Origin of the sequence: uncultured Rhodospira sp. (genome assembly GCF_937138205.1) — a bacterium.
Taxonomy (GTDB): Bacteria; Pseudomonadota; Alphaproteobacteria; order Rhodospirillales; family Rhodospirillaceae; genus Rhodospira.
In genome coordinates this window covers 1-17,406 of record NZ_CAKZOT010000027.1, presented here as the reverse complement: position 1 = coordinate 17,406, position 17,406 = coordinate 1, and the positions used below count along the sequence as shown (strand labels likewise).

The window sequence follows — 17,406 nt, the reverse complement described above, 5'->3', positions numbered from 1 at the left end:
ATCCACAATTCCCCACAGTCGCGGATCCGTCAGTCGATCCGCCCGGCCGGCCGGCAGAAGTTGCCGGGCGCGTGCTGCAAGACTTGCCATGCCGGACCGGTCCCCGCGCGGATGCCACGGGCCGGTTCGCCGCCGGGGCGGACTCGTCAAGGGACTCAACGGGTTCGAGGGGCGCCCGCGACTTGGCCCGCGTCTTGCTTCTGTTGGCCGTGGCGCGGCGCGTCCGGGGCGTGGGGTCTGTCCGACCCGCCTTCGGGGTGTTCGCGCCCACCCTTTGCCGCCAACGGGATGGCCGTCATGGACTTGACCACTCTTGCCGTGGGACCCACCGCCGCCAGGACACACGGCGCCACCGGCGCCACGCCGAAGGTGACGCCGGACTCGTCCTCCGGCGAGCAGTTCGCTGCCTACATGGACCAGATGGCAAAGGGCGGCGCGTCGGTCACCCTGCACCCGGTTGATCTCGGCGAGATGTTGTTCGCGACGGCGCCGGACGATCCCCCGCCGGCCGACCCGGTGCGTCCGGACCGCGAGACACGGACAGACGAAACCACGTCGCGGCGCGAGGCCGCCTCGGACGACGCCGACGCGCGCGCCAGGGAAACCGACGACGCCGACGCGGCCGACAGCGAGACGGACACCGAGACGGCCTCTGGCGAGGACGACGCGGACACGGCCTCGACGGCGGCCGACCAGGGCGACGGGGCCGAGGCCGACGCCGCCACACCCAACGCCGCTGGCCCCGCCGTGACGATCGTTGCGGGGGATGCCGCCAAAGCCGAAACCAAGGCGGCCGCGACCCCCTCCAGCCAGGCCGCCGCCGCGACCAGCGCCGCCGCACAGGCCAAGGCCGATACCGCCCCCGGTTCCGCCAATGCGATGGCGGGTGCCGCCGCAGGGAAGGGCACGGCCAAGGACGGCGCCGCTACGGGTGCGCGCGCCGGCTCGGCGCAGGCCGGACAGGCCGGCGCAGGTGCCGCGACCACCGACACGGCCAAGACGGCGCAGGCCCAGACCGCCACGACGGCCACCGCCCCCAAGACCGACGCCGCCCGCGCCCAGGCCGAGGCCCTGGCCCAGCAGATCAAGCCCGATGCGCCCCTGAAGGTGAAGGTCACGGTGACCGACACCGCCCGCGCGGCCGGGGCCGAGGCCAACACGGCGGCCCGCGCGGCCGGGGCCGAGACCCAGACCACCGCCACCCAGGCCGCCGCCCAGCAGGCCGGGCGCACCGGTGCCGACCTGACCGGCACCGCCGCCCTGCGCCAGCAGGCCATGGACGGGATGGCCCAGGCCCAGGGCGAGGGCTTCGTCAGCAATACGTCCGGCAAGGGCACGAACGCGCCCAGCATCGCCGAGCAGAACGCCGCCGCCCACGAGGCCAAGGCCCAGGCGCGCCAGCACCTCGCCGACGCGCAGACCGCCGCGCAGCAGGCGCGCGCCGGCACCGAGCCCGAGGCTGAGGGGCAGCTTCAACGGGGGCTCGCGGCCGCCTCCGGCCAAGCGGCGGCCCGCACCGCCGACCCGCGCCCCTGGGACGGCCTGTCGAGCACGCCGAACACCCGCGCCACCGGACCCGCCGCCAACGCGGCGGCCGACGCCGCGCGCGTCACCCCGGCCCGGGGCACGGGTCAGGGCCAGACCCAGGGCCAGATGAACACCGCGTCCCAGGGCTCGACCGGGGGCGGCGCCCCGGCGCCGTCGACGGCCGCCGGCTCGGCCGAGGCCGCGCCCGGCTCCGGCACTTTCGCCGATCAGATGGCCCGCGCCGGCCAGGGCCAGGGTACCGAACAGGCCCGCCCCGATCCACAAACCCGCCAGGTGGTCGAGCAACTGCGCGTCAACATCTCCAAGGCCGCCAACCGGGGCATGGACCGTATCACCGTCCAGTTGCATCCGGAAAAGCTGGGCCGGGTCGAGGTGAAGCTGGAATTCGGGCCCGATGGCCGCGTCTCGGCCCAGGTCACGGTCGACAAGGCCGAGACGCTGGAGATGCTGCAACGCGACGCGCGCGGGCTTGAGCGCGCGCTTAACGACGCCGGCCTGAAGACCGATAGCGGCGGCATCCAGTTCGGCTTGCGCGGCGACGGCTCGGCCGCCCAGGCCGGCCAGGACGGGCGCGGGCGGACGCCGGCCAAGGGCGCCCCCGCCGATGGCAACGATCTCGCCGGCGACGATCCCGCGCTCGATCCCGAAACCATGGCCGCGGCCGCCGCCAAGGCGCGTGGTGGCATCAACGTCAGGGTGTAAGGTCAGGAGGACCCAATGGTCGACACGATTACCGCCAGCACCGTCCTGGGCAACACCAAGACCGAGACCGCCGGGTCGCGGGACAAGCTGGCCAAGGACATGGACACGTTCCTGACCCTGCTGACCACGCAGTTGAAGGAACAGGACCCGCTGTCCCCCATGGACTCGTCCGAGTTCACCAACCAGCTCGTTTTGTTCGCCCAGGTCGAACAGCAGATCGACCAGAACGAAAACCTGGAGGCCCTGCTGGTCTCACAGGTGCGCAGCCAGCAGGCCTTCGCCACCAGCTTCCTCGACAACTACGTCGAGGTCGAGTCGAACAAGGTGATGCTCGACGACGGTCAGGCCGTCTTCACCTACGGTCTGTCCGCCGATGCCAAGTCCGTCATGGTGAACGTCAAGACCGAGGACGGCAGCATCGTCCGTACGTTCGAGGGCGACCCGAGCGCCGGCCTGCACAAGCTCACCTGGGACGGCACCGACAACCTCGGCCAGACGGTGGACGACGGCGTTTACAAGCTGGAGGTCACCGCCGTCGAACAGGACGACGCCGAGGAGCCGATGGAGACCTGGACCACCTCGCTGGGCAAGGTCACCGGCGTCGCCTCGGAGGATGCCAACACGTTCCTGGCCATCGGTGACCTGTCGGTGGACATGAACACGGTTCTGGGCGTGTTCAACGAACTGCCCATGGATGATGTCGACGGCGGCGACGACCTCGGCGGCGACGAGACCGAGGGCGTCTGATCCGGCGCACGCCGGCGGACACCCGTCTGATCAACACAAAGCCGGGGCACGACACGCACCCGGCGATTGGCCCACAGGACACCCGTCCCGGGCACCTTGAAGGAGAAGACCGATGTCGCTGTATGGAGCCTTGTTCTCGGGCGTGTCGGGATTGCAATCCCAGTCCAGCGCCATGGGCGCCATTTCGGACAACGTCTCGAACGTCAACACCATTGGCTACAAGGGGACCAAGGTCAATTTCCAGACCCTGGTCACCGCCCAGGTGTCGCTCACCCAGTACTCGGCCGGTGGCGTGCAGTCCGCGCCGCGCATGAAGGTGGACATCCAGGGCCTGTTGCAGGCCACCACGTCGTCGACCGACTTCGGTCTGTCCGGCCAGGGCTTCTTCGTCGTCTCCGACCAGGCGATCGAGCCGTCCGGCTACGCCTACAGCCGCGCCGGATCGTTCAAGGTGGACAAGGACGGCTACCTGCAGAACGTCTCGGGTCACTACCTGCAGGGGTGGCCGCTGGAAACCTGGGATGGCTCGCCGGCTGCGGCCCAGGTGAGCTACAACAACAACACCTATATGAAGGCCTACCGCAACGACTTCGGCGACCTGTTCTACATCAACGACAACGCCGTCGATAACGTGAACATGCAGCCGCTGAACCTGAACACCATCGGCGGCACGGCGCGCGGCACCTCGACCCTGTCCATGGGCGCCAACCTGCCGCAGGGCGCCGCGATCGGCCAGACCGAGAAAACCAACGCGCTCATCTTCGACAGCCTCGGCAGCTCGCACAATCTGCTCTACACGTGGACCAAGCGCGACCAGAACACCTGGGACGTCGAGGCGATGCCGCCCGAAGGCAGTGAATTCGTGAACATGACGGCCCAGGACGGGAGTACCTATTACAGCGCCGGGCGGCTCGATTTCACCGCCATTCCGGAGCATCAAGCCGGTGGTCTGACCCTGGATATCGACCTGACGGGCGTTGGCACCTATACGTACACGTTTACCGCCTCCTCGGGTGTCGCTGGCGATCCGGTGGACACGGTGGTGAGTAGCGGTCCGTCGGGTGGTCCCCAGACTTTCACCACCCTGTCGGAGATGCTCGACGATCTCGCCGGCATGATGGAGACGGACGTGCAGGCCCTCGCCCTGGCCGAGCACGGTGGCGCGACGGGTAGCGTCGCCGACACCACCGGGAAGAGTTCGCCGAACAACTGGGTCGAGCGCATCGCCGGTGAGAATGGCATTCTGATCCGGCAATACAGCCTTACAGAGACCCTGGACGTGGATGCCTCCGGCCTGACCATCAACGGCGGTGCCGACCCGGCGGTGATTCAGGACACGACGTTCAACATCCCATCGCTAACGGCGGCGGGCGGCACGTGGCAGGGCTCTTGGATCACCACGGCGGCAAGCGCCATCACCTTCAACGGCGACGGCACCGTGGATACCATCTTCGGCTACGACGAGGTGCAGGAAAACGACCCGCGCACCACCATGAACATCAACTGGGCCAACGGCGCGTTGCACATGGACGGGTCGGCCGCACCTCCGGGCGGCCCCGCGATAAGCCAGTTCTGGGGCAACTATAACGCCAACGACGGGTTCCAGCAGCTCGCGGGCGAGTATCAGCTCAACTACGTATCCCAGAACGGAAATAGGTTCGGCAACTATTCAGGCATTTCGGTCTCCGATGACGGCATCGTCACGGCCCTGTTCGACAATGGCGTGCAGGCGCCGATCTTCATGATCCCGGTGGCCACCTTCGTCAACCCGAACGGCATGAACCCCCTGACCGGCAACGTGTTCCAGCAGACCGACGAATCCGGCCTGCCGGTGGTGCGCGAGGCCGGCTCGGCCGGCGCGGCCACGGTGGCCCAAGCGACCCTGGAATCCTCGACCGTCGACCTGGGCGAGGAGTTCACCACCATGATCACCACCCAGCGCGCCTACTCGGCGGCGTCGAAGATCATCACGACGTCGGACGAGATGCTGGAAGAGCTGATCCGCATCAAGCGATAGGCCCTGGGCGCTGCGGCGCCGCGCGCGATCTTCCGACCTTCAAGACCTTGCTCCCCCGGCCGTCCCCACGGCCGGGGGTTTTTCTATGGGCGCCTCGCGCCACCGGCGCCCCCGCCTCACGCGGCCGGGTCGTCCCCGCCCTCGGCCCAGTCGGCCGGCACGCCGCCCTCGGCGCGGCGCGGGCGGTCGGGGCGGCGGCCCCAGCGCAGTTCCTTGACCACGCCGTGCAGCGTGCGCACCTCCGGCACGGTCAGGTCGGCGCGCTCGAACAGGCCGCGCAGGTTGCGGATCATGCTGGGGCGTTTGTCGGCGTTGCGCAGGAAGCCGCAGGCGTCCAGTTCGCTTTCCAGGTGGCGGAAGAAGGCCATCAGCATGGCCCGGTCGGCCTTCTCGGCGCCGTTGGTGATCAACTCGACCGGCGGCCGGTCGCTGACAGCTTGGAACCACTCGTAACCCACCAGCAGCACCGCCTGCGCGAGGTTGAGCGAGCAGTGCACCGGGTTCAGTGGCACCTCGACCACCGCGTCGGCCAGGGCCACGTCGTCGTTCTCCAGCCCGGTGCGCTCCGGGCCGAACAACACCGCGCAGCGCTGCCCCTGCCCGCCCGCCGCGCGCATCACCCCAGCGGCGTGGCGCGGCGTCATCAGCGGCTTGATCATGTCGCGCCGCCGCGCCGTGGTGGCGTAGACGCGGTGGCAGTCGGCCAGCGCCGCCTCGGTCGAGTCATAGGCGCGGGCGTGGTGCAGCACGCCCTCGGCGCCGGAGGCGGCGGCGATCGCCTTGTCACCCAGCCAGTCCTCGCGCGGCGCCACCAGCCGCATTTCGGTCAGCGCGCAGTTCATCATGGCGCGGGCCGCCGTGCCGACATTCTCGGCCAACTGCGGGCGCACCAGGACGATGACGGGGGTGATCTCCTGTGTGTCCTGGCTCATCGCTCAGCATAGCATGTTGGATTTGCCGGAACCGTATGAAAAAGCTAACGCCCTTCTACACCTTCCGAAACGCAATCGAATAATAGTGCGTAAAAAAGTCGTCGATTTCCACGGAAGGATTCAGCTTCTTGGCTCTAGGCAAAACGACATCACGCAAAAACCCCCAGCCGGAAATGACATTCTTTGTATCAAGACCCCTGCGATAGCCGATCAAGCTAAGACCGTTCCTGGCGGCGCACGCTTTCAGATCTTCAATCGTGTAATGTGTGCTTGGAAAGTAGTAAAGAAGCCCTATGTCATCACTGATGTCGCTGTGCCATATCCTGACGTAGCGATAGTACTCGTCTCGTGTCAGCATACAGTGCATCCACGGGGCATGAGCAGGCAAATGCATTGAAGCCCCTCGGATCTGATAAAAGTAGTCATTGAATGTAAAGAAAACGCCTCCTGGCGCCAACAGACTGCTAACGCGAGCAAAGAACTCTTCAATATGAAAGTATTCCAGCCCGGCAGCCAATGTAATAATGTCGAATTTTTTGTCATTTGGAAAATGGGAAAAATCGCCGACGTCGTACTGATCCATTCCCACGCTATGATCCGGTTTCCTTAAGATATCGGTGAGAGGCAAATCGGCCATCCCCATTTGATCGCGCCATACGGTACCAAATTTCGATTCAATCGCTTTCAGCACGTTGTCTGGTCGCGCACCAAACGCCCCCCGGAGACTTTCAAGTGCCTTTGAGATCGCTTCGTCGGAAAAATCGTGTTGCCGGTCAATGATATCGACGCCAATCGCTTCGGCGGCCCAGCCATAGGCCTTGAACAGCCTTGGCAATACTGCCGGACCGGTGCATATATCAAGCAGAGATCGATTGGGGTCGCGCTCGATTCCAACCTGTCGAAGCCATGAAAATAACGTCGTTGTTGTAATGATCTTGTTCATCAAAAAACCTTCGGTTTTTGGATACTGTGACGAATTCTGGCTGGCTCGCCTGGTTTCGATCCACTTCTTGGTGTCAGTGATCCCAAAAGGATATGAGGACGTGACTTGTTCATAGTAACCGGGGATGAACGGAATTCTGTCTCCGTCCAGGGTTTCATAAAACGCATTCTCTTTCGGGACCACGACGCCCTCCACAAAAAAAGCAACACCACGAAAAATGCCGAAACTTGCCCCGTTTAACTTATCGTACTAAAGACAAGCCTCATCACTCTCAGAACAGTCTCCCGCAATGTCAACAAAAAGCTTGCGTCCGAGCTCAGGCATCCGGATTGCGCGGGCGGGTTCACCTGGCTCGCTATCCCCTCGCCCGCGCCCCCGGGACCCGCGCCAAAGCCTCGGCCAGGTCCTCGGCGCGGCTGATGCCGTCGGGATCGATCGGCACGCCGGCCGCCGCGAGCATCCGCGCAACCCACGTGTTGCAGGTGTTGAGCATGTGGAACCGGCCGTGCGCCGGATGGAAGCGGCTGCGCGGCAGCGTGGTGGGCACCGTTTCAGCCGCGCCACCGCCGGGCGGACGGGCGACAGTGTCATCTACCGCCGCCACCAGCCGCGCCAGTCCGTCCACCGTCACCGGGACCGACCACACCCGATGATCCAGACCCGCGCGCGGCGCCTCGGCGTGGCCGATGAGTTCGAGCACCGCCGGGCTCGGCACCAGGGCGGCCCGCAACGCATCGCCCCACCCGGCGTCCGGGTCGGGGTAATAGGTGCGGTCGCCCCATCCGGCCTCCAGGTACCGCGCGTCGGGGAAGGCGGCGGCCTCAGGCAGGTGCCCGGGGCCGAGGGCGCTTGCCGGAAACACGACGCCGGTATGCCAGCCGCGCGAGACGACGAAGACCGTCCGGTCGCCGCCGGCGTACGCCGCGCCGTCGCCAGGAGCCGTTGCGTCCACCCCGGCGCATCCGGCGGCCCCGGCCAGAACGGCCGCGCCCATCACGGCCAGGACATGGCGGCGCGACATTCCGGAGGCTCCGCCGCAGGCCCGCGTCACCGAAACCGCACCGGCGCCCGGCGCCGGCCCCAGGTACCGGGCGGGCCATCGAACACCCCGGCCAGCCGGGTGCCGCAGGACAGGCAGTGGCCGGAGCCGTCCAGGTGCCACGCGCCCAGTTCGTACCAGTCGCGCTCGATCACCCGCGCGCCGCAGCCGGGGCAATAGGTGCTGCCGCCGTCGCTGTCGTGGACGTTGCCGGTGTAGACGTGATGCACACCGGCGGCGCGGGCGATGTCGCGCGCCCGCGTCAGCGTGGCGGGCGGCGTGGCGGGCAGGTCGCGCATCTTGTGGTCGGGATGGAACGCCGAGAAGTGCAGCGGCACGTCCGGCCCCAGCTCCGCCACCACCCAGTCGGCCAGCGCCTTCAGTTCGTCGTCGCTGTCGTTCCTGGTTGGGATCAGCAGGGTGGTGATCTCGAACCACACATCGGTCTCGTGTTTCAGATACCGCAGCGTGTCCAGCACCGGATCCAGATGCGCCGTCGAGAGCTGATGGTAGAAGTCCTCGGTGAACGCCTTCAGGTCGACGTTGGCGGCGTCCATGGGCCGGAAGAACTCGGCGCGGGCCTCGGGCTCGATGTAGCCGGCGGTCACCGCCACGGTCTTGATCCCGCGTTCGCGGCAGGCGATGGCGGTATCGACGGCGTATTCCAGAAAGATCACCGGGTCGTTGTAGGTGAAGGCCACCGAGCGGCAGTCCATCTCGGCCGCCGCCGCCGCGATCTGCTCCGGCGAGACGGCGGCGTTCAGGCGCTCCCATTCGCGGGCCTTGCTGATCTCCCAGTTCTGGCAGAACTTGCAGGTCAGGTTGCAGCCGGCCGTGCCGAACGACAGGATCGGCGTGCCCGGCAGGAAGTGGTTGAGCGGCTTCTTCTCGATCGGGTCGACGCAGAACCCGGACGAGCGGCCGTAGGTGGTCAGCACCATCTGGCCGTCCTGGACGCCGCGCACGAAGCACAGGCCGCGCCCGCCCTCCGGTACCCGACACCGGCGCGGGCAGACCCGGCATTCGATGCGGCCGTCGTCCAGGCGGTCCCAGTAGCGGCCGGGATGGGCGATGGGGAAGCGTTCGGCGACGTGGGTCATGGCGGGGGTCATGGCGGGGGTCATGGCGGGGGCTCTTGCTTTCTGGTCCCGAAACTCAATCAAAGGCGGCAGGGTGCGTTCGCGCCCTGGCCAGCGTGACATGCCATGCTGGCCTTTGCACGACCCCGTCCCGCTTTCCGCAGCAAACGGCCGGGCGCAGCGCACCTGTGTCTGTTTCCCATTTGGTAGCATGGGCGGCCTTATGGGAGACCGGCTAAGGACGCGGACCAGCCAGTGGCGGGTCCGTGACACCGAAACGCGCGCAGGTGTCTGGCAATCGCGCGGAGCACGGTGCCAGCGCCGATGCCGTCGTCATCCACCCTACATCAGCCGGGGCAGCAGGCTGGCGGGCACGAGGCGCGCGACAGCCGCCGCCAGGCCCGACCCCGGGCCGGCGAGAACGTGCGCCCGGTCCCGTCGCAGACCGCGCCAGCCGGCGGCCGCCACCCGCTCCGGCGTCGCCACCAGCCGGTGGTCGAACAGCATCTTGACGACGGAACGCCCCTCGAACGTCTCGACGCCCGCCCGGCGCGCGAAGGCCGTGGCCACCGCCCCGGGCGTCAGGCACGTGACGGTCACGCCGTGCGGCCTCAGTTCGGCCCGCAAGGCGAAGGAGAAGCTGTTCACATAGGCCTTGGTCGCCCCGTACACGGTGAAATGCCGTGCTGGCACCATGCCGGCGATGGAGCCGACGTGGAGGATCCACCCCCGCCGCCGCGCCGTCATGGCCGCGCCGAACCGCGCCGACAACTCGGTCAGCGCCAGCACGTTCAGCCGGATCATCGACTCGATGGCCTCGGGCGGCATCTCCACCACGTCGCGCAGGGCGCCGAAGCCGGCGTTGTTGATCAGGGTGCCGACCTCGTGCCCATCGTCCTCGCAGGCCCGCCACAGCGCGGCGGCGGCCCCGGGAGCCGCCAGATCCTGGACCCGGGGCAACAGCAGGCCGCCCAGACCCTTGGCTTCGTCGACCAGGGTGGCCAGACCGGCGGCGTCCGTGTCGACGGCGATCACCGTCGCCCCTTCCGACAGGGCCAGCCGGGCGAAGGCCCGACCGATGCCCGAGGCCGCGCCGGTGACCAGGACCGATCCGGGCGGGCGTGCCGGTGTCGTCATGGGTCGATCCGCCGCAGCACGAAGAAAAAGGGCGCCCGGTCCTCCCGCATGTCCATCACGCCCAGAACGGTGGTGTCGTCGATCTTGCGGAACACATCCACGATCGGCTGGCGGTCGTAGATCATCGCGGCCGAGGGCACGCCCCGGAAAACCATCAGACGCAGGCGCGCGGCCGGCCGGCGCGTGCCCAGCACCGGCCCCGCCCGGCGCAGCACGGCCGCGACGGCGGGACGCTTGAGGAGCGAGGCAAACCGCAGCACCAGACCCATGGGAAGCAGCGCCGGGTTGATGTGGACCAGCGACCCGCACGGGGTCTCGAACACCAGGGGATGAACCTCGTCCGGTCCGTCGAATCGTTTGCCGTGCCAGCCGCACCGCTCCAGCACCCCGTCGAGCCGATGCCCGGTGGCGAGCCCCAGGCCGCGCCAGCCTCCGGTCATCTCCTCCGGCGCCACGGCGGGCAGCGCGTCGAACAGGGCCATGGCCTCCTCGGCCGTGGTCCCGTCCAGGAGGGTACGCAGGCGGGTGGCGGCGTCGATCCCGGCGGATGTGTCATCGGCGGCCATGAGCCCTCCCCAAGGTCCCTCCCCGTCGCGGTTTGGCCTGCCACCCTGTTCCCTGTGTATATCACGTCCGCCGCAGGATGCGCAGGCGCGCGCGCCCCTGCGTCCGGTCGTCCATAAGGTCGAACCCGTCCGGCGCGTCCAGGGCGTCCGTCTGGTCGCTTTCGACCACGCACAGGGCGCCGGGCGCCAGCCAGCCAGCATCCGCCAGCCCACTCAACGCCGGCGCGGCCAGGTCCCGCCCGTACGGCGGGTCGAGGAACACCAGCGTTGCCGGGGCCAGCGTCGGCGGGCGCTGTGGCGGGCGGGTGGCATCGGCCCGCAAAACCGTGGTCTCGTCGGCCACGCCCCAGGCCGCCGCACGCGCCGTCAGGGCGCGCACCAGTCCCGGGTCCCGCTCCAGGAACACGGCGTGGCCGGCGCCGCGCGACAGCGCCTCCAGCCCCAGCGCGCCGGTGCCGGCGAAGGCGTCCAGGACCGTGGCGCCGCTCAGGGAAAACCGGCCGTCCCCCCCAAAGCGGTGGACCAGCACGTTGAACACGGCTTCGCGCGCGCGGTCGGTGGTGGGGCGCACGGCGTCGCCGTGGCCCGGCGGGACGTCGAGGGGTCGTCCGCGCAGACGGCCGGCGACGATGCGCGGCGGCCGGCGACCCGGACGAGGAGAGGACGGCACGGACGAAGCCTCCCTGACCATGCATGAAGCGAACGCGGATGCGCGCGAGTCTCGCGCCTCTGCCGTCGTGGCGGCAAACGCAAACCGGCGACGCGAGGGGGATCGCGCCGCCGGTGCGGGGGAATGGAAGAACGTGAAGGGGACGCTCTCAACACCGACGACCCTAGCCGCGCGCCGTTTACCGGGGCCTGTCCCGACGATGAAAAATCCGTCATGCCGGCGGTCGACCGCCGTATTCAAACGCGGCCCGGGTCTTGACCCTCGCCGCCTCCGGAACCCTATAATGCCCCTTTATCGGGCGGGATTTCGGCCCCGCCGCGCGGGGGGCTCCCGCGATACGCGACAGGAGTGAACGGGCAGGCTATGATCCGGTCGGTGGACCCCAAACCGTACCGCGCACGCGCGGCCCTTGTGGCGCTGAGCGCCATGCTCGTTCTTGCCGGCTCCGGCGCCGCCCTTGCCCAGGACGCGCCGGTCCCCGAGGCAATGTCGGCCGACGGCGAAGAGGCGGCGGCGGAGGCAGGGGCGCCCGCCGTGCCGGCCCCCGAGGACCCGCCGCTCGGCCCCAGTGGCCGGCCGCTGCCCCGCTTCGTGTCGCTGGGGTCGGACCACATCAATATGCGCACCGGTCCGGGCACCCGCTATCCCGTCACCTGGGTCTACAAACGGCGCGGCCTGCCGTTGGAGGTGGTGCGCGAGACCAATGACTGGCGCCAGGTGCGCGACCCGGAGGGCGCCGAGGGGTGGGTCCACAAGATGATGTTGTCCAACAGCCGGCGCATGGCGCTGGTGGTGGGGGATACACCCCACATGCTGCTTCGGCGGCCGGACCCCGGGGCGGAGGCCGTGGCCAGGGTCGAGCCGGGGGTCCTGGTCAAGCTGCTGCAATGCCCGCGGGACAGCGCCCATTGCCGGGTCGAGGCGGCGCGCTTCCAGGGATGGCTTCCGCGCGAGGCGCTGTGGGGCGTCTATCCCGGCGAGGACGTCGACTGACGCGGGTCATATCCCCCACGTATCCCCACGCGTATCCCCACGTGCGTGCCCGCCGGCGCCGGCGCAACACGCAAGGGCGGTTGCATGACCCGCGATTGAGAGCCCGTCTCCCGCGTCGGCACAGCGCCCGGCGCATGGTGGCGAGGCACCGCTTTTGTCGACCTGCATGAAACCCCGCGATCCGGAGTCTTCGTCCCCGTCCCGCGAACGGCGACCAGGGCCGACCCTACTCCGCCGCCGCCGTGGCGGCATCGACCGGGGCGACGCCAGCGTTGAACAGGGCGTAGGTGATGGAGTCGTGCAGCGCGTTGTACGAGGCGTCGATCACGTTGGGCGAGACCCCCACCGTGGTCCAGCGCTCGCCGGTGCTGTCGGCGCTTTCGATCATCACCCGGGTGACGGCGGCGGTGGCGGCCTCCGGGGTGAGGATGCGCACCTTGTAGTCCACCAGCCGCAGGCCGGCGAGGCGCGGATAGGCCGGCACCAGCACCTTGCGCAACGCCGCGTCGAGCGCGTTGACCGGGCCGTTGCCCTCGGCCACCGCCATGTGGTGCTCGCGGCCGATGTCGGCCTTGATGGTCGCCTCGGACAGGGTGATCAACTCGCCCTTGGCGTTCCAGCGTCGTTCGTCGATGACGCGGAAGCTGGTCAGGCGGAAGTACTCCGGCACTCGGTGCAGCAGCCGCCGCGCCAGCAGCGCGAACGAGGCGCCGGCGCCGTCGTAGGCGTAGCCCTTGAACTCGCGCAGTTTCACTTCCTCGACCACGCGGGCGACCTTGGGCTCGTCCGGGTCCACCTCCAGGCCGATGTCGCGCAGGCGCGCCAGCACGTTGGACCGCCCGGCCTGGTCCGACACCAGAATCTGGCGGCGGTTGCCGACCAGCGCGGGGTCGATGTGCTCGTAGCAGCGCGGATCCTTCTCCACCGCCGAGACGTGCAGCCCGCCCTTGTGGGCGAAGGCGGACGCGCCGACGTAGGGCGCGCGGGTGTTGGGCGCGCGGTTCAGGCGCTCGTCCAGCGCCCGCGAGGTCTCGGTCAGCTTCGTCAGTTGATCGCCGGACAGGCCGACGTCCAGCCCCATCTTCAGGACCAGCGACGGGATCAGCGACACCAGGTTGGCGTTGCCGCAACGCTCGCCCAGGCCGTTCAGAGTGCCCTGCACCTGGCGCACGCCGGCGCGCACGGCGGCCAGCGAGTTGGCCACCGCATTCTCGGTGTCATTGTGGCAGTGGATGCCCAGGTGGTCACCCGGAATGCCGGCGGCCACCAGGGCGGAGACGATCTCCTCCACCTCGTGCGGCAGGGTTCCGCCGTTGGTGTCGCACAGCACGGCCCAGCGCGCGCCAGCGTCCAGCGCCGCTTTGACGCAATCCGTGGCGTACGCAGGGTTTGCCTTGTAGCCGTCGAAGAAGTGCTCGGCGTCGTACATCGCCTCGGCCTTCTCGCGGGCCATGAAGGCGATGCTGTCGGCGATCATGCGCACGTTCTCGTCCGGCTCGACGCCCAGCGCCACCTGGCACTGGAAGTCCCAACTCTTGCCGACCAGCACGGCCACCGGGGCCTCGGCCTGTTGCAGCGCGCGCAAGCCCGGGTCGTTGTCGGCGCTGCGGCCGGAGCGGCGCGTCATGCCGAAGGCGCACAGGCGCCCGCGCGCCAGGGCCGGCGGGTCGGCGAAAAAGGCGTCGTCGGTGGGATTGGCGCCGGGCCAGCCGCCCTCGATGTAGTCGATGCCCAGGGTGTCCAGCGCCTGCGCGATGGCCGCCTTGTCGGGGGCCGAGAAATCGACGCCGTGGGTCTGCGCGCCATCGCGCAGGGTGCTGTCGAACAGATAGACGCGGGCGGAACTCATCGCGGGATGTCCTGGCAAGTCGGGGGAACGGCCGTGACGACCGGTTGAACGCCCGACAATGCACCAGGACCGGGAACCGGCGCAACGGGGGACGGCGTGGCCATCACGGCCGTGTGGCCAGGTTAACACAACGCCTTTCGGCCTCGTCATAGGCCGGATGGAGATCGCGTCACGAGATCCTTCACCGCAACCGCGCCGAACCGGCAAGGGTGTTGGTTTTGGAAGCCGCACCGCCTAGGCGGCGCGGGAACTCACCAAAGCCGCGCCGCTTACGCGGCGCGGGGGTCAACAAAGCCGCGCCGCCTAGGCGGCGCGGACATCGGCCAAAAACCGTTCCACCATGCTGCGCAGGTTGGAGGACTGTTCGTTGAGCGAGCCGGTGGCCTTCAGCACGCTTTCGGCCGCCGAGCCGGCCTCGCGCGCCGCCTCGCTGACGCCGACGATGGTCGAGGACACCTCGGACGTGCCCTGGCTGGCCTGTTGGACGTTGCGCGCGATCTCCTGAGTCGCCGCGTTCTGTTCCTCGACCGCCGAGGCGATGCCGGCCGTGACCTCGTTGATTTCCCGGATGATGGTGGATATCGCTTCGATGGCCGAGACGGCCGTGCGGGTCTCGGTCTGCACGGCGCCGATCTGGCGGCCGATGTCCTCCGTGGCCTTGGCGGTCTGGCTGGCCAGGGACTTCACCTCGTTGGCCACCACGGCGAAGCCCTTGCCGGCGTCGCCGGCCCGCGCCGCCTCGATGGTCGCGTTGAGCGCGAGCAGGTTGGTCTGATCGGCGATATCGGTGATCAGGTCCACCACCTCGCCGATCTTCTGTGCCGCCTCGGCCAGCCCCGAGACCACCTCGTTGGAGCGTTGCGCCTCCGACGCCGCCTTGCGGGCGATGTCGCTGGACTGCTGCGCCTGACGGCCGATCTCGCTGATCGACGAGGACAGCTCCTCGGCCGCCGTGGCCACCGTCTGCACGTTGGTCGACGCCTGCTCCGACGCCGCCGCCACGGTGGTCGCCTGGCTGTTGGTTTCCTCGGCGATCGAGGCCATGGTCTGGGCGGTGGCCTGAAGCTCGTCGGCCGCGCCGGCCACCGCTTCCAGAATGGCGCTGACCTTGCGGTCGAACTCGGTGTTCAGGGTGGCGATGTGCTGGGAGCGGGCATCGCGCTTGCGGGTTTCCTCCTCGACCTGGGCGGCCAGGACGTCGGCCTTCTGCATGGTCTCCTTGAAGACCTGCAGCGCCTTGGCCATGTCGCCGATCTCGTCCTTGTGGTCCTGGGCCGGGATCGGTGTGGCGTAGTTCTTGTTGGCCAGCTGCGCCATGCACTGCGTCATGGCCTGGATGGGCCGGGTGATGCCGGCGCCGATGGTCCAGGCGGCCACGACACCGGCAACCAGGGCCACCACGCCGATGACCAGGGTCACCGTCTGCGTCTGGGAGATGGCGGCCTCGGCTTGCGGTCCCAGCGTGTCCTGGCGCTCAATCACGGCCAGCTTGAAGTCCTCGGTCTGCCGCGCCATGCGCGGACCGATGACGCCGAGGGTGTTGTCGATGATGTCGTTGCGGGTGGTGATGGTGGCGACGAGGTCGTCGAAGGCCGTGCGGTAGCGTTGCATCTCCTGATCCGCCGTGCGCCAAAGGTCGCGCAGGTTCCGGCTATCAAGCGCCGTGTTCAGGACGGCCAAGGACTCCCCGAAGTCGGCGAGTTTGGCGGTGGCGGTTTCGGCGGACTCGGCCTTGTTGTCCTCCAGGAACCTCTGCACGTTCAGCCGCGCCAACAGCAGGTCGCGCAAGGCCAGGCCTGCCTGGAAGTCCGCTTGTGCGTCATTCTCGGTGTCGGCCGTGCGCATGATCTCGGTCAGGGCGGCTTCGATCTTCGGCCCGGCGTCGAGAAACAGGGCATACAGATCGTTGCGGCGGTCCTGCATCTCGGTGACCCGCCCGAACGCGGCCGTGTACCGGTCCAGATCGCTTTCCATCTCGTCCAGAAGGGCCAGATACTGCGTATCCGTGATCAGACGGCGGGTGGTGCCGATCAATTCGCGGGTGGCCTCGGCGCGGTCGAACACCTGCTTGATGGCCGCCTGGTCGCCGTCGATGACGAAGTCCATCACGCCCATGCGGGTCATCAGCATGTTGGCGTGGACGCGCCCGACCTCGTTGGTCGAGCGGGCGAGGGTGCGGTATTCGGAAAACGACGTGCCGATACTGTTCAATTGGATCACGGCCACCGATCCAAGGGCGACCAAAAGAACAAGGACGATCCCAAATCCACCATACAGCTTGGGACCAATGCGGATCGACTTGAGCATGACGTGCCTCTCGCGTTGCCGCGCCACTGATCGCGCGGGAAACGTGTCCGCTGCTTCCAATAGTCTCCTTGTTTCTGGTCCTGAGACGTCCAGGCCGGCAGCCCCTCCGCCCGCCACAGTCCCTGTCCTCTCCCAGAAGCCCCAGCGATAAGAGCGCGCTTTTCTCTGGATCGTACGAAAATATGCCGCGACGGGATTTCGCACAATAGACCGAAGGTCGTCCTTTTTCATTTGCGATCGAATGGCTTTTGTTTGCATTCACTCGACTGTGTTACAGGGCCGGCCGTCGTGGTGACGGCGTCCCGCACCGACAGGCCCCGGTCGCGCAATTGGGGACAGCGTCGGGTTTTAGTGGCGCGCCCGCACGGGAATCGAGCGGGGTTGCGGATCCACCTGACTACCAATGTCGATCAGGCGGCCGGTCAGGGGCGCGTCCGGCGTGCTCCAGGGCGCGATGTCCACCGTCTACCTGACGGCGATCCGGCCCAAGACCGTTTCCGGCAGGGCAAAACACACGAGCCATGTGGAGCGGTCATCCAGCGTGGTCACTGGCTGGTCGGGCGTGACGCGGTCGCCCACGTCGGCGTCGATGAAGCCGAGATGGCCAATGACGAGCGCGGTCACGGTCCGGTCCTCAAGCGCGACCCCGGCCTCACGCCGGGCCAATCCCGCCCGAAGAGGATCGAGGGGCGACGGACCCGTTCAGCCTGGAACCAAAGCCGAACGCGGAGAGGGCGCGCCGCATCCTGAGAACGGACAGGCTTGCGACGGCGGCCTTGCCGCCACCGGGCCAGGGGCGTATAAACAGTCTTCCGCCCGGTGCGGGTGGCCATGCGGGTGTAGTTCAGTGGTAGAACGACAGCTTCCCAAGCTGTAT

14 protein-coding genes are annotated in these 17,406 nt (G+C 68.3%); 4 read left to right on the top strand and 10 right to left on the bottom strand.

Going from position 1 to position 17,406, the window contains the following annotated elements; genetic code table 11:
* Nucleotides 1-297: 297 nt before the first annotated feature.
* The 3 genes from Q0309_RS02810 to Q0309_RS02800 all read left to right on the top strand — a co-directional run bounded on the left by Q0309_RS02810 (nucleotide 298) and on the right by Q0309_RS02800 (nucleotide 5,014).
* Nucleotides 298-2,250: a flagellar hook-length control protein FliK gene (locus Q0309_RS02810; RefSeq protein WP_299437235.1), complete on the top strand. Its 1,953-nt coding sequence runs from the start codon at nucleotides 298-300 to the stop codon at nucleotides 2,248-2,250.
* A 15-nt stretch (nucleotides 2,251-2,265) separates the two neighbouring features.
* On the top strand, nucleotides 2,266-2,997 hold the full coding sequence (locus Q0309_RS02805) for a flagellar hook capping FlgD N-terminal domain-containing protein (protein WP_299437233.1): 732 nt from the start codon (nucleotides 2,266-2,268) through the stop codon (nucleotides 2,995-2,997).
* Nucleotides 2,998-3,109: 112 nt separating this feature from the next.
* The gene (locus Q0309_RS02800; protein WP_299437231.1) at nucleotides 3,110-5,014 is read left to right on the top strand and encodes a flagellar hook protein FlgE; all 1,905 of its coding nucleotides are present in this window, start codon (nucleotides 3,110-3,112) and stop codon (nucleotides 5,012-5,014) included.
* A 116-nt stretch (nucleotides 5,015-5,130) separates the two neighbouring features.
* Here the strand turns inward: Q0309_RS02800 and Q0309_RS02795 are convergent, their stop codons facing one another.
* From Q0309_RS02795 to rsmD, 7 genes are all read right to left on the bottom strand, one after another.
* Nucleotides 5,131-5,946 carry an RNA methyltransferase gene (locus Q0309_RS02795; RefSeq protein WP_299437229.1) on the bottom strand — a complete coding sequence of 272 codons (816 nt, stop codon included), beginning with the start codon at nucleotides 5,944-5,946 and terminating at the stop codon, nucleotides 5,131-5,133.
* Nucleotides 5,947-6,001: 55 nt separating this feature from the next.
* Nucleotides 6,002-7,072 (bottom strand): trans-aconitate 2-methyltransferase, encoded by a 1,071-nt coding sequence (locus Q0309_RS02790; RefSeq protein WP_299437227.1) that lies wholly within the window; start codon nucleotides 7,070-7,072, stop codon nucleotides 6,002-6,004.
* Nucleotides 7,073-7,244: 172 nt separating this feature from the next.
* Nucleotides 7,245-7,910 carry a DUF2459 domain-containing protein gene (locus Q0309_RS02785; protein ID WP_299437225.1) on the bottom strand — a complete coding sequence of 222 codons (666 nt, stop codon included), beginning with the start codon at nucleotides 7,908-7,910 and terminating at the stop codon, nucleotides 7,245-7,247.
* 26 nt (nucleotides 7,911-7,936) lie between these two features.
* Complete coding sequence (amrS, locus tag Q0309_RS02780) at nucleotides 7,937-9,052, bottom strand: AmmeMemoRadiSam system radical SAM enzyme (protein WP_299437223.1); 1,116 nt, start codon at nucleotides 9,050-9,052, stop codon at nucleotides 7,937-7,939.
* Between the two features lie 297 nt (nucleotides 9,053-9,349).
* Nucleotides 9,350-10,144, bottom strand: coding sequence for an SDR family NAD(P)-dependent oxidoreductase (locus Q0309_RS02775; RefSeq protein WP_299437221.1), 795 nt, complete (start codon nucleotides 10,142-10,144; stop codon nucleotides 9,350-9,352).
* Nucleotides 10,141-10,710: a DUF4334 domain-containing protein gene (locus tag Q0309_RS02770; protein ID WP_299437219.1), complete on the bottom strand. Its 570-nt coding sequence runs from the start codon at nucleotides 10,708-10,710 to the stop codon at nucleotides 10,141-10,143. Before Q0309_RS02770 ends, Q0309_RS02775 begins: the two co-directional genes overlap by 4 nt.
* A gap of 61 nt (nucleotides 10,711-10,771) precedes the next feature.
* On the bottom strand, nucleotides 10,772-11,380 hold the full coding sequence (gene rsmD / locus Q0309_RS02765) for a 16S rRNA (guanine(966)-N(2))-methyltransferase RsmD (protein ID WP_299437217.1): 609 nt from the start codon (nucleotides 11,378-11,380) through the stop codon (nucleotides 10,772-10,774).
* A gap of 426 nt (nucleotides 11,381-11,806) precedes the next feature.
* On the opposite strand from rsmD, the gene Q0309_RS02760 reads away from it, so the two are divergent.
* Nucleotides 11,807-12,373: an SH3 domain-containing protein gene (locus tag Q0309_RS02760; protein WP_299437215.1), complete on the top strand. Its 567-nt coding sequence runs from the start codon at nucleotides 11,807-11,809 to the stop codon at nucleotides 12,371-12,373.
* Between the two features lie 226 nt (nucleotides 12,374-12,599).
* Here Q0309_RS02760 and cimA read toward each other — a convergent pair whose 3' ends face one another.
* The 3 genes from cimA to Q0309_RS02745 all read right to left on the bottom strand — a co-directional run bounded on the left by cimA (nucleotide 12,600) and on the right by Q0309_RS02745 (nucleotide 17,153).
* Nucleotides 12,600-14,222 carry a citramalate synthase gene (gene cimA, locus Q0309_RS02755; RefSeq protein ID WP_299437213.1) on the bottom strand — a complete coding sequence of 541 codons (1,623 nt, stop codon included), beginning with the start codon at nucleotides 14,220-14,222 and terminating at the stop codon, nucleotides 12,600-12,602.
* A 303-nt stretch (nucleotides 14,223-14,525) separates the two neighbouring features.
* On the bottom strand, nucleotides 14,526-16,529 hold the full coding sequence (locus tag Q0309_RS02750) for a methyl-accepting chemotaxis protein (protein WP_299437211.1): 2,004 nt from the start codon (nucleotides 16,527-16,529) through the stop codon (nucleotides 14,526-14,528).
* 465 nt (nucleotides 16,530-16,994) lie between these two features.
* Nucleotides 16,995-17,153 carry a hypothetical protein gene (locus tag Q0309_RS02745; RefSeq protein ID WP_299437209.1) on the bottom strand — a complete coding sequence of 53 codons (159 nt, stop codon included), beginning with the start codon at nucleotides 17,151-17,153 and terminating at the stop codon, nucleotides 16,995-16,997.
* Nucleotides 17,154-17,406: the final 253 nt, after the last annotated feature.

Bases quoted from the DNA above. Each gene is read 5' to 3' on its own strand.
- Q0309_RS02770 (WP_299437219.1), bottom strand. From the start codon at position 10,710: ATGGCCGCCGATGACACATCCGCCGGGATCGACGCCGCCACCCGCCTG.
- Q0309_RS02810 (WP_299437235.1), top strand. From the start codon at position 298: ATGGACTTGACCACTCTTGCCGTGGGACCCACCGCCGCCAGGACACAC.
- Q0309_RS02760 (WP_299437215.1), top strand. From the start codon at position 11,807: ATGCTCGTTCTTGCCGGCTCCGGCGCCGCCCTTGCCCAGGACGCGCCG.
- Q0309_RS02805 (WP_299437233.1), top strand. From the start codon at position 2,266: ATGGTCGACACGATTACCGCCAGCACCGTCCTGGGCAACACCAAGACC.
- Q0309_RS02800 (WP_299437231.1), top strand. From the start codon at position 3,110: ATGTCGCTGTATGGAGCCTTGTTCTCGGGCGTGTCGGGATTGCAATCC.
- amrS (WP_299437223.1), bottom strand. From the start codon at position 9,052: ATGACCCCCGCCATGACCCCCGCCATGACCCACGTCGCCGAACGCTTC.
- Q0309_RS02750 (WP_299437211.1), bottom strand. From the start codon at position 16,529: ATGCTCAAGTCGATCCGCATTGGTCCCAAGCTGTATGGTGGATTTGGG.
- Q0309_RS02785 (WP_299437225.1), bottom strand. From the start codon at position 7,910: ATGTCGCGCCGCCATGTCCTGGCCGTGATGGGCGCGGCCGTTCTGGCC.
- Q0309_RS02775 (WP_299437221.1), bottom strand. From the start codon at position 10,144: ATGACGACACCGGCACGCCCGCCCGGATCGGTCCTGGTCACCGGCGCG.
- Q0309_RS02795 (WP_299437229.1), bottom strand. From the start codon at position 5,946: ATGAGCCAGGACACACAGGAGATCACCCCCGTCATCGTCCTGGTGCGC.
- cimA (WP_299437213.1), bottom strand. From the start codon at position 14,222: ATGAGTTCCGCCCGCGTCTATCTGTTCGACAGCACCCTGCGCGATGGC.